Source organism: Marinomonas sp. G8-14 (assembly GCF_055808935.1).
Genome location: NZ_CM147891.1, coordinates 733774 through 745643 on the forward strand (window position 1 = coordinate 733774; position 11870 = coordinate 745643).

13 protein-coding genes are annotated in these 11870 nt (G+C 46.2%); 10 read left to right on the plus strand and 3 right to left on the minus strand.

Annotated features, from left to right (window positions below; all coding sequences use genetic code 11):
- Positions 1-5: 5 nt before the first annotated feature.
- The 9 genes from AC0L6V_RS03680 to AC0L6V_RS03720 all read left to right on the plus strand — a co-directional run bounded on the left by AC0L6V_RS03680 (position 6) and on the right by AC0L6V_RS03720 (position 8588).
- A complete protein-coding gene (locus tag AC0L6V_RS03680; protein ID WP_265217498.1) occupies positions 6-1334 on the plus strand; it encodes a DNA circularization protein in 1329 nt (442 codons plus the stop codon).
- Entirely contained in the window at positions 1327-2400 is a 1074-nt protein-coding gene (locus AC0L6V_RS03685; protein WP_265217499.1) for a phage baseplate assembly protein, read from the plus strand. The genes AC0L6V_RS03680 and AC0L6V_RS03685 overlap by 8 nt, the downstream gene beginning before the upstream one ends.
- Positions 2400-3035 (plus strand): phage baseplate assembly protein V, encoded by a 636-nt coding sequence (locus tag AC0L6V_RS03690; RefSeq protein ID WP_265217500.1) that lies wholly within the window; start codon positions 2400-2402, stop codon positions 3033-3035. Before AC0L6V_RS03685 ends, AC0L6V_RS03690 begins: the two co-directional genes overlap by 1 nt.
- Entirely contained in the window at positions 3032-3481 is a 450-nt protein-coding gene (locus AC0L6V_RS03695) for a phage GP46 family protein (protein WP_265217501.1), read from the plus strand. Before AC0L6V_RS03690 ends, AC0L6V_RS03695 begins: the two co-directional genes overlap by 4 nt.
- On the plus strand, positions 3471-4538 hold the full coding sequence (locus AC0L6V_RS03700) for a baseplate J/gp47 family protein (RefSeq protein WP_265217502.1): 1068 nt from the start codon (positions 3471-3473) through the stop codon (positions 4536-4538). The genes AC0L6V_RS03695 and AC0L6V_RS03700 overlap by 11 nt, the downstream gene beginning before the upstream one ends.
- Positions 4535-5113, plus strand: a complete 579-nt coding sequence (locus AC0L6V_RS03705) for a YmfQ family protein (protein ID WP_265217503.1) — start codon at positions 4535-4537, stop codon at positions 5111-5113. Before AC0L6V_RS03700 ends, AC0L6V_RS03705 begins: the two co-directional genes overlap by 4 nt.
- A gap of 14 nt (positions 5114-5127) precedes the next feature.
- On the plus strand, positions 5128-6489 hold the full coding sequence (locus AC0L6V_RS03710) for a pyocin knob domain-containing protein (protein WP_265217504.1): 1362 nt from the start codon (positions 5128-5130) through the stop codon (positions 6487-6489).
- On the plus strand, positions 6486-7229 hold the full coding sequence (locus AC0L6V_RS03715) for a phage tail assembly chaperone (RefSeq protein ID WP_265217505.1): 744 nt from the start codon (positions 6486-6488) through the stop codon (positions 7227-7229). The genes AC0L6V_RS03710 and AC0L6V_RS03715 overlap by 4 nt, the downstream gene beginning before the upstream one ends.
- A gap of 321 nt (positions 7230-7550) precedes the next feature.
- A complete protein-coding gene (locus AC0L6V_RS03720) occupies positions 7551-8588 on the plus strand; it encodes a TOPRIM nucleotidyl transferase/hydrolase domain-containing protein (RefSeq protein ID WP_265217506.1) in 1038 nt (345 codons plus the stop codon).
- Between the two features lie 156 nt (positions 8589-8744).
- Here the strand turns inward: AC0L6V_RS03720 and AC0L6V_RS03725 are convergent, their stop codons facing one another.
- Positions 8745-8987 (minus strand): DUF1127 domain-containing protein, encoded by a 243-nt coding sequence (locus tag AC0L6V_RS03725; protein WP_265217507.1) that lies wholly within the window; start codon positions 8985-8987, stop codon positions 8745-8747.
- Between the two features lie 130 nt (positions 8988-9117).
- Between AC0L6V_RS03725 and AC0L6V_RS03730 the strand changes: the two genes are divergently transcribed.
- The gene (locus AC0L6V_RS03730) at positions 9118-10071 is read left to right on the plus strand and encodes a LysR substrate-binding domain-containing protein (protein ID WP_265217508.1); all 954 of its coding nucleotides are present in this window, start codon (positions 9118-9120) and stop codon (positions 10069-10071) included.
- A 272-nt stretch (positions 10072-10343) separates the two neighbouring features.
- Here the strand turns inward: AC0L6V_RS03730 and AC0L6V_RS03735 are convergent, their stop codons facing one another.
- Together AC0L6V_RS03735 and AC0L6V_RS03740 are read right to left on the minus strand one after the other, a co-directional pair.
- Positions 10344-10967, minus strand: a complete 624-nt coding sequence (locus tag AC0L6V_RS03735) for a TetR/AcrR family transcriptional regulator (protein WP_409419385.1) — start codon at positions 10965-10967, stop codon at positions 10344-10346.
- A 358-nt stretch (positions 10968-11325) separates the two neighbouring features.
- Entirely contained in the window at positions 11326-11664 is a 339-nt protein-coding gene (locus AC0L6V_RS03740) for a DoxX family membrane protein (RefSeq protein ID WP_473482685.1), read from the minus strand.
- Positions 11665-11870: the final 206 nt, after the last annotated feature.

Sequence of the window (11870 nt, forward strand, 5' to 3'; positions counted from 1 at the left end):
TTTATATGGCATTTGAAGATCGTTTAATGGCCAGTTTTCGAGGCGTTAAATTTGAACTCGATATGGTGAATGGCACGTCTGGCCGTCGTGCCATTGCACATTCATATCCCAAACGCGAGAGCGGTTATGCAGAAGATAACGGCGCAGTATTCAAACAAGAGAAGATCGAAGGCAAGATCGTTGGCAGTGATTATGTATCGCGCTTGCAGACGCTACTAGTTGCCCTGAATCAATCTGGACCAGGTGAATTGGTTCATCCGTGGTTTGGCGTGATTCAAATTCAAGTCGGTAATGTCTCGCACAAGTTGGATCTAAAAGAAGACGGTGTTGCGACATTCTCATTTGACGCATACAACGCAGGTGAAAGCCTCTTCCCCAATACCACTATCGATACCAGCGAATCAGTAAAAGCCGCTGCTGAATCAGCAAGGGCCGCATCACAAGCCGCCTTCGCTCGCTCGGTATTAAGCTATAAAAAAGCCACCACACAAGCCGCTGGACTGGGCGATTTGTTTGACCAGGCATTGCAAGATTTTGATGAGTTTACTCGCTCTATTCCAAGCCTTCCTAGTGAGCTGAAAGCCTGGACAAACCGACTAACGAACTTGAAGTACTCTGTTGGTAACTTACTCGCCAAGCCAGGTGATTTAGCACGAGAAGCCATGGGGCTAATTGAAGATGTGAAAAGCTTAGTCACAGACCCAATTCAAGCTCTGTCTGTTTACGATAATGTGCGCAATCGTTGGAACGGTATGCGTGCAGAGTTGACGATCCGTGGCGGCTTAGGTCGTTCGATTATATCCGCTGACGGTTTTGCAAGTGGAGTACAAACGGTGTCGGATGCAGAAACCATTGCAGCACAAGACAACAATATCAGTGCGTTTAATACGCTGCTTTTAGATAGTTCGCTAATCGAAAAAGCCGACGCCATGGCCAACTCAGATTTTAATGTCAATACAGACATCGACACGATAGATAGTCTGACGGGTGTGGGTCGCCAAGCCGTGATTACTGGTAGCCAGTTAACCGCAATCGGCAATGGCATTGCTAGTAATTTAGCGATTGCAGCCGAGGCCGCCGTGGAGCGTGGCGATAGTGACACATGGCGCACATTTAGAGCCTTGCGAATTGCAGTATTAGAAGACACGCGCATTCGTGCGCAACAGTTACCAAATCTTTCTACGACTCGCCCAAATGTCACAATGCCAGTGGCGCTTTTAGCCTGGCAACAAACCGGAAGTGCTGAAAGTCGCGCAAGCGTGATTCGTCGTAACGGAATCTCTAACCCATCGTTCGTTCCCGCTGGCCAAACCGTGGAGCTGATCAATGGATAAGGTCATTTTAAAGGCGGCGGGTAATGCTTACGAAGGTTGGCAAAAGGTGCGAATCAATCGCTCATTAACGGCTATGGCTGGCACGTTTGACTTAGAACTAACATGGCAATTTCAAGGCGATGTTAAAGGCTATGATGATTTTATTGATGGGCTATTAACTGGCTCAGAATGCACCGTTGATATTGGTAAAGATCGACTGATAACTGGCTATTTAGATGATTTTATTCCTAGCTACGACGACGAGACGATTACGATAAACGTGACAGGACGCGACAAAACAGCGGATCTAGTCGACTGTTCCGTCGTCCAGCAAAGCGGCCAATTCAAAAACCAAAGCCTCCTGCAAATAGCTGTCATTGTATCGGCCCCGTTTGGTATATCGGTGATTAACGAAACAGACGTGGGTGCAGCGTTCCAGCGCGTACAAGTAGAGCAAGGTGAAACCGCTGGCGAGTTTTTGACACGCCTAGCACAACAGCGCGGTGTACTGCTTACGACTAACGGACTAGGCCAACTCGTTATTACTCGCGCCAGTAAAAAGCGCGGTGAAGTCGCGTTGAAACTGGGTGTTAATATCAAAGCAGGACGTGGCCGATTTTCACGCAAGCAACGCTTTAGTGAGTACATCGTCAAAGCCACGGGCGGTGCTGGCTGGGAAGACGATCAGCCGCTTGAAAATGTCGGCGGTATAAAATCGACAATCACAGACCAGGATGTAAAGCGTTATCGTCCGTTAATCATTGTGAACGACGAAGTCACCACAGCAGCGGGGGCAAGTTTGCGCGGACAATGGGAACGACAACGGGCGATCAGTGCCAGCAATACAGCCGAGTATACATTAACGGGGTGGCGTAACCCGAACACAGGAAATCTTTATCAAATTAACCGTATTGTGCCTGTCACTGACGACATCATGGGTATTAATAAAGATATGTTGATTAGCGATATTCTGTACTCAGAAGACAACGACACGGGGCGTCTAGTCGTGCTGTCTGTTGTCGATCCAGACGCGCTAAATATCCCCGCTGTTGCGGAAAAATCCACAACAATTAGTAAGAGCTGGTAATGAATAGATTGATTGATAAAGCCCTTGCGCCCCTTCGTCGTCGTATCAGTCAAATGCTGGTTCGTGCGCTAGTAACATCGGTTAATGAAGGTGTGAAGCGTCAAACTCTGCAAGTGAAAATGCGCGCGGATGAATCAGCGGACGACATCGAACGCTTTCAAAATTACGGTACAAGCAGCAACCCACCGCTTGGATCAGAGGCCATACTTGCTGCACTAGGCGGCAACCTTGGTCAACTTGTCGCCATTGCAGTAGAGAACAAACAGTACCGTCCTAAAGGCGAGATGGGAGACGTGTTTTTGTATCACATGGAAGGCCATCGTGTGCAGCTTACGAAAGATGGCGTGATCAATATAACAGCAAACAAGGTTAATTTAACTGCTAGCGAGAGTGTGACTATTGTATCCCCTGAAACCACGATTATTTCCCCAAAAACTAAGATCGAGGGTGAGCTGCATGTAACCGAAAACATTAAAACCGACGCCAATATTGTGGCAACTGGATCTGTAACAGCGACGGGCGCGATTAGCTCGTCTGCTGTTGTATCTGGATCGGATTTAACAGCGGGCGGCATCAGCTATTTAGGACATAAACATCTTTACGATACAGACCAATTAACTCAAGGGCCACAATGAGTATTTTGTTAGATCAACTCAAGCAACAACTAAACATTATTATCGATGGTGATCTTGTCGATAGTAGTGTTGCTGAGCTGGTTTTGATCTCGCTTTTTACCGATTCCCGCGCCTCAGATTCTGACGAATTACCTGACGGTTCCAGTGACTTGCGTGGTTGGCCAGGCGATACCTACAGTACCACCCCTTGGGGTGGTAAATTATGGTTGCTCAAACGCGAAAAACTGATCAGCGATGTAAAAAACCTTGCTGTTAAGTACGCTGAAAATGCCCTTGCTTGGATGCTCGTAGACGCTGGCGACGGCATCATGGCCAAGTCTGTTTCGGTTGTCGGTTCTATTCCTCGCATCAACACTCTTGCGCTTACAATCGTTATCACCAAGTCAGACAACCGAACTATGACGGTCAGCGTGTCACAGCGTTGGGAGGCTCAAAATGCCGTATAACGTCCCAACACTTAAAACCATTATCGAACAGGGTTTAATCGACGTTCAAAGCTCGTTAGATACCGTCTTACCTAAGTTCGGCATTGAGCAAGCATTGAACAGTGCAGTAAGCGGTTCTGTGCGAGATCTGTACGATTATCAAAGCTGGATCGTTCGCCAAATCATCCCTACGTCTGAGTCCGACGACCAGACCATTATCGACACAGCACAGTCCGAAGGCGTTGTTCGTAAGCTGGCAACGTACGCCAGCGGTACCGTGACATTCTCGGGCACAAATACTATTCCAGAAGACACACAAATGACTCACAGCGATGGTCGTGTTTATACCGTCACATCGTCGTCATTAAATGGCTCTAGCGTGCTCGCGGTCGTGCAATCCGAAGACACTGGCGTTAGCTATAATGTGCCAGAAGGTGAAGCGCTAACACTGGTTTCCACTGTGCCAGGAGTATCGCCACAAGGTAGCGTTACCGCTGCTATATCAGGTGGTGCAGAGATCGAAAACGTCAGCGAATTGCTAGAGCGTTTACTGTTCCGCAAGCGCAACCCACCAATGGGCGGCGCGGTCGCTGATTATGTAGCGTGGTGTCGAGAAGTGTCGGGCGTTACCCGCGCTTGGGCCTATGACGCTTATCAAGGCGGCTCAACAGTTGGTTATGCATTCGTGTTCGATGGTCGCCCCGATATCATCCCAACGTCTACCGATGCAACGGCAATGGATGCGTATATCTTCCGTCACCAAGACCCAGCGACGGGTTCTTATGTAGGTCGTCCTGCGGGTATTGAAGTCATTTATATCGGGCTGACATTAAAGCCGCTTTCAACTGCGTTAAACATCGTGCCTGACACCACAGAATTACGTTCATCAGTCAGCAAGGCAATGTCGAATTACATTGCGTCATTAAGCCCAGGCTCAACACTATTGTTAAGCAGCTTACGCACCGCAATTGGTGCGGTCACTGGCTTAACAGACTACACGCTAGCACTCACAACAAACGTAACAGCGGTGGCAAACGAGTTGCATAGTCTTGGGGTTATTAGCTGGGGTAACGCATGAGTCACAGCGTAGCGGATTGGACAAATGCAATCATGCTGCAAATGCCGCGCGGTGATATTTGGTCACGCGATCAGACAGGGCCGCTTTATAAATATGCGACTGGCTATGCATCAAGACTACAGCGTGTAGAACAAAGCGCTGACCAGCTTTTAGACGAAATGCGACCAGAAACGACCCAGCAATTATTGGCCGAATGGGAAATCTATTTAGGGCTTCCTGAGTGCTCATTGACAGGCCAAACAGTCGATACTCGACGCAATGCAGTCGTAGAGAAATATCATCGTAAAGGCGGCTTACAGAGCTGGGCAATTGAAGAACTAGCGGCACTACTGGGATTCACAATCGAAGTGCAAGAAATCTACCCGCACCACTGCTTGCGTGGCTGTACGTACCCGCTTTACGAAGCCAAATATCGCCATGTAATGCGCGTTATTGTAAAAGGCGTGCCAAACGCCTACGCAACGTGCCTAGACGACTGCTTAACGCCGCTTACATCACAATCAGCCACAGCTCTGATTTGCTCTCTAGAGAAGATCAAAATGGCGGGTAAATACTATGAATACATCTACGAATAGCATGGAGACAATGCATGACTAAACTACGAAACGGCTCGCAAGTAACCACCCGACCCGCCCGAAAAATCACCGCTGGCACAGCGGGCTACTTTTCAGAAAGTAACGATAGCGGTGAACCAAGCTATCCAGGTCAAGACTGGTTTAATGACCTCATTGATGAAATCGTCCAAGCCGTCACAGCCGCTGGTGTCACATACGACCCTACAAAAATCACCAACTTAAAATCAACAGTCGAAGCCCTGCGCAACGCATCAAATCTAAACGCAGGAACAGTTGCGCTGGCACGTTTGCCAGTTACAACGAATGCGACAGACGGCACACCAGATAAGTTGTTGAAAGTGGGTGACGGTGGGCTATTGTCAACAAAAGGCGTTTTGTTGGCATCCGGAGATGCAAACACGCTAATTATTGCTGGTTTATACTGTGTGCCGGCAACGTGGACTGGATCGCCGTACCCTGGGGCAAACGGTGCAAATCAAGGGGTTTTGGAGCATATAAACGCATCACCGTCGGTCACTACGTACGCAATACAGCGATTTACTCGCATGCAAAACGCTAACACGTTTTTTCGCTTCAAAAACAACGGTGTGTGGTCCGATTGGCGAGAAATCCTCCACGCAGGCAACACAGGTAATGCAGTTGGCTATGATGTGACATCCAGCGCGACAGATACAACCCAAGGTAAACTGTTAAAAGTAGGGGATTTTGGGATTGGAGGTGATCTCCCGTTCGAAAGTTTTAATACTCCATTGCATCGTGTATCTCGGTACATATCAGATGCAGTACCCGATTCTCCAACTGGTCTGGGCGGCTGGCTGATGGTAAACAAGACAGCTGATCGTATTAATTCATTATCGCAAACATTATCTGCTGAAATTTTTGTTGATAGAAATGGCGATAGAATGCTTTTTAGACATCAGAATTCGGCCCAAAGTACAGTTTTAAGTGCGCCGTGGCGCGAAGTTTATCATAGTGCGAACTTAGCTAAGGCCGCTGTGTCGGCAGTGGTAGCAGGCACGAATGACACGACATACATTACGCCAAAATCGCTTCATGATGCCAATATTCTGTTCGGAGTCGGCCAAACTCGACAGCAAGCAGAGTTGACTGATACAGGGGCGACGTTCGACGACGGCACGCCGTCGTTTCGTGCTGTTGGTACTACATACATAAACATGACAGATGCTGCAATTGAGTGGAGGTTGGTATTTTTTAATAGATTGACAATTAGGGTTGGTCAGTTAGCACCGCAAAGTGTATCTGATCAAGGGGACGTCACAGCGTGGAGTTCTATCTCTGTATGTATTTTACCAGGGGAAGAATATGAGGTCGTGGCGGCACCGGACGGAATTAGAAGTTGGAGTTACATCAGATGACTAGATATTTCAGAAATGTGGGCGGTAGGGTTTACGCGGTCAGTGATGATCAATTAACGTGCTCTCAAAAAGCAGCGTGGATTGAGAATTTAAATACGGATCTGCTGAGTACATCGCATTATTCAGATTGGAAAGAAGCAGTGGAAGCGCTAGACGCGATTGATATTAATACTATTAATGTTGAGGCGGCTCAATCTGCGTTAGACAGTTCGACGTTTGCTCACGATTTTGAGCAGGCGAAAAGCACGTACGATTTAGAACAGTCTGATGATAATCAAGCTGCTCTTGATCTAGCAAAAGCGGCATACGAATCGTGTGATGAATACATTGCTCTTGAAGCTGATAAAAAAGCTCTTGAACAGTATCAAATTGCAGTGCAGCGCGTCGAAAGCGCACAACTATCGTACGAGTCGTGTCCGGAATACATTGAGTTAGAGCGTCTGAAATCAACAAAAATATGGATTCCGGAAGACGCTGTCGAAATGACAGATGACGAGATTTACGCGCATTTAAATCCCACGATTTCGGACGAACAACTCGCGGCAAAAGCTAGAGCACAGCGTGATGCTTTGTTAGAACAGTTTACATGGCGCTACGAGCGACACGCGCGCGAGGCGCGGTTGGGTATTGAGACAACAGACTCGTTATCAGCATTGGACGCATACGCCCAAGCATTAGCAGATGTTCCGCAGCAAGCAGGTTTCCCCACAACAATTGAATGGCCAGCTTTGCTAGCATAATAAAAGGGCCATTTGGCCCTTTGTTCTTTTCCTTCCCTAAGTCTACAATTCTGGTCACTTTATAAAATGCGCAAAATTCTAGGCTTTGATGCTCAAGCTTCGCGACGCGCTACAGCCACGAATTGAAGTGTGATGGATGTAATAAAAAACTGTATGTCAGGTTAATGCCAACAATGTATAAGTGTCGAGAACAAGTCACATAACAAGGCAATCAAGTCGGATTCGTAACAGTTGGCTCGTTCCGCTTCGCTCCATTTTAGCCAACTATTACTCACCGCTTATTGCGGCGTTAGGCAGCCATCAGAGAAAGCATGAAGGGCTATGGATTTCAGAGAAAAATATAAAGAATTGCTTGAACCGGCTGACGATGCTCCTCCCACATGGTATCGAAAAAGGGGCTACGCATTTGAGGAGATACTTAAAAGCTGTTTAGAGCATGAGCAACTAGATCCTCGCGCAAGTTTTAAAGCCGAAGGGGAACAGATTGATGGATCATTCTTTCTCGATGGCAGTGTTTTTCTGCTAGAGGCAAAATGGCATAAAAATGAGTTGCCAGCTTCAGCAATTTATCAGTTCAAGGGAAAAGTTGACGGCAAACTAGCTGGGACAATTGGGGTTTTTATCTCCATGTCTGGTTACTCCAAAGATGCAGTTGATGCTTTAACACTTGGAAAGTCTCTAAATGTAATTCTGTTCGGCAAGGAAGATATCGACGCGGCAATCATCGGAGGGAGTAGTTTCAGAAGTGTTCTGAAATCTAAGCTTAGAATTGCAGCTGAAGAGGGTGTTGTCTATCATTCAACTGAAATGGAACAAGTTTCAAAAGATGGTCAAACCATCATCGAAGCCTTCACTTACGACAGTAGGTCATCAATGCTTGTTAAGCAGGATTTAAATTTTGAAGCAAATTCTGACTTGGTCATTGTCTGTGAAGGAACCACTGACCGAGAACTACTGTCACTTTTGGCAACTAAAATTCTCAATAAGTTTGGTCTGACCAAGAAAATCAATATTATTGTCGCCATGGGTAAAATGACTATCCCCCGTGTTGCAAATGCCGCTAGCAACATCATCACAAACGCTCCTGTTCTAATCGTTACAGACTCAGATAATGACATTGGCAAAACCCGTGACATGCTAAACCGAGGAGTTGAATTGGATAGCTGGCGGTGTTCGATTCCAGATCCAGAAATAGAGTCTTGGCTTGGTTTGGACCACCCTAAGGAATTCCGTCGCCGGTATCGAGGAACAGAGATGCGCGAGATGTTAACTAAGCTTGTTAACGACCTAGACCTTGAAGAACTATCGGAGCGAGATGAATCCTTTAAAACGTTTTATGACTGGATCAAGAATGCCTAACAAAACGCTGCTACGGAAAATTTACTCGCTGGCGCTCCTAAATTTCCGCAGAGCGCGGCGTCAAAATACAACCCAAATCTGTCTATAGAAACCACAACCCTGCAATAAGGGCACTCCCCAAAGCGCCCTTGCTTATCCCGCACTCAATCAAAAAACTCACTTCCACAGTGCTTTATTCACTTCGTGATCCACATCCGCAGCGGTGAGGCCGATGTCTTTCAGTTGCGCTTCGTTTAGGTAGCTGAGTCGGCTTCTAGTGCGCCAGTTATGTGCGATTTTTTTGAAGATCCCTTTCCATGGCTTTTCTTTCAGATTATCTAATGTGTCTTTGCAGCATTGGCTTACGTTTAGTTGGCTGTTTTCTATATTGTTTAATGCTTCTGAGGTGCAATTTTTCATAGCGCTATCCTTTTCTATGTTAATGAGTTTGTTTGCTTTATGTGCAAATAATCGTCTAATCATTGCACCGCGACAAACGAGAAAAAGTGTTTTATAGTTAAGAAAATCTTACTTATAAAAGGTGCCTTCCATGTCTTCTAATCGAGTTTTACCGCCGCTGAAATCTTTGCAGGCGTTTCGTTATGCGGCGCAGACGTTGAGTTTTAAGAAGGCGGCGGAGTCTTTGTTTGTGACGCAGGCGGCGGTGAGTCAGCAGATTAAGACCCTTGAGCAGGCGCTGAGTGTTGAGTTGTTTGAGCGACATACTCGCCAAGTGGTGCTGACGTCGGAAGGGCAGTATTTGTTTGACTACGTTGAGAGGGCATTTGGTTTATTGGAAGAAGGTGTGAAAGGCATTATGGAAGATCCGACGCCCAATACCTTGGTCATCAGTTCGGTGCCGTCGTTTTCGAGTCGTTGGTTGGTGTCGCGTTTGGGGCGCTTTCAGGCGCAGCAGCCGGAGATTAATCTGCGTTTAAGTCCGAGTATTGATTTATCGACCTTTGCGGACAGTGATTTGGATTTGTGCATTCGTTTAGGTCGTGGTCAGTATGCTGGGCTGACATCGCAATTGTTGTTCAAAGAGTATTTGGTGTTGGTGTGTCATCCGTCGATGATTAATGTTGATCAGCCAATCAAGGAGCAGTTGCTCAATATTCCTATTATTACTGATACTGGACCGGATGTCCGACATGTGTGGCCTGTGTTGCAGCGTTTTTTAGATCTTTATGATATGCCGATGAAGTCGCATTTGCATGTGGCGGATTCGACGTCGTTGGTGGAAGCCTTGCTGTCTTGCCAAGGCTTGGCGATGATGCGCTATGGTTTGGTGTATGAGCTGATTGAGAAGGGGCAGTTGATTTGCCCGTTGCCTATTTACATGAAGTCTCAGTATGACTTTTATCTTGTTGCGCCAGCGCCGCATTTTAAGTACCAAAAAGTCATGACGTTCAAACGCTGGATTGAACAGGAAGTGAAGGCGATTGATTCGTCTTGGGCGACGTATTTAAAAATGCATCCCGAGATGGAGGAGGTTAGAGTGTAGATTTTTAGGCATTTTATTAAGCCACCATTTTATCAAGCTACCTATCTCTAGAACCCCGTTATATCAAGGGATTAACTGAATAGTCTTGGGTTGTCCTATGACAGTTCATCTCATTTCAGCCGTGAATACGCCCGCCTCTTTGGTCAATCCTGGCTGACCTTCTGATACCGCGCGATCTAATGTTAAGCAACTGAGTGTAGGTAAACGTGTTGATTAAGCAGGGGAGTAAGGTCGCTAGTAGGGTTGTGTAAGTGGTATTCTGCCCAGTTGACCTAAGTTTTGAGTATTTTTAAGAGGTTTTCGATGCCTTGTTTCACGCGTTCTTCCATCTCAATATCCGTCAGAGGTGGACGAACACCTAGCTTGATTTCAAGGTTGACAAAGCCGAGCCAGAGGCCGGTTAGTATATCCGCGGCTTGAGTGGAATCACATGGTGGTAATTGCCCTTTGGCCACAGCTTGTTCAATTAATTGTGTGAGGAGGTTCTGACCACGACCGGGACCTAAATCAAAAATACGTTTTTGCAAATCACTATTTTGTGATTCTAATGACGAAATTAGCCTATCCCAATTTAATAAGTCTCGGTTGTTAATAAATGTTAAATATTGCAGACCGAAAGCATACAACGCATCGGAAATGGGGATTTGGCTGAAGTTAGTGAACTGCTCTTCGGTCACGGTGAGGTCTGATTCACGACGAATAACCGCTTCTATTAACGCTTTTTTGTCGGTGAATTTTGCATACAGGGTCGCCTTTGCAACGCCAGAAGAGGCGGCTATTTCGTCCAAACTGACATCTGGGCCTTTTGCGAGAAATAAATTGCGGGCGCTGTCGAGTATGGCGGTTTTTTTAGCATTGTCTTTTGGCCTGCCTCGTTGTTTTTTCTCTAACGTCACTTTCACTCCGATCTGGTCTATCTAGGGATATATGTCTACTAAGCCTTGTTAGCATGGCAGAAGTTAAACACATTATATCAGCCCTATAATAGCATCAAATCCGTCAGTCAAAAGAAACAGACTCTTTAAAATAATATTTGGATATTTGATGGGTGGGTAATTTGGAGTGATGTTCTACTGTTCAGATATTGACCTTTAAAAGCCTTGAAAGAATGAAAAAAGAATGCTGATTCGGGAACGATACAGAGCGTGAGCTTGCTCCAGAACCAGCATATTAGGCGTATTTATGACAAATAATCCTCTTCCATGAGCCATATCTTTTCCTTGAGTTTTATCTCGCCTGTCAAAATAGGGGATGTCACATTGGCAATGCAGAAAGAATAGCTGCCAATATAAGCCCTCCGACTACCGTTACATGCTCAAGCGCAATGTGGAATTCGTGCGTTCGTTTGGGTTCTTCAAATGTCCAAAATGCATGGCCTAGCGGAATGGTTAGCAGAAGAAATACCGCCAACCATCCTGCACCTAACCAGCCAAGACCACTGAAATTGGTAATGACAAGTAATGAGCCTACTAATTGTGTGGTGATCGTGGCCAGAGCAAAAAGACGTGGATACGGTAAGTTAACATCGACCATTTCTTGAACAATGACTTTGAAATTGAATACACCAAAGAGCCCCAGCCATCCAAAACACAAAGGTCAGTAGGACTTTAGCAATAACAACAGTTAGAGGGTGTATCAGAGCAGTAACAATAAAATTTTCCAACGGTTAAACCTTATATCCAATTAATAGACTGAAGAGTATAGTAAATAGTTTGACGGTTGAAAAGCGTCCTATGAGGTGTCTTAGTAACATGATGAATGCAGGATAAAACCGCTGCGTGCCTTTTGAGGGCGATCGG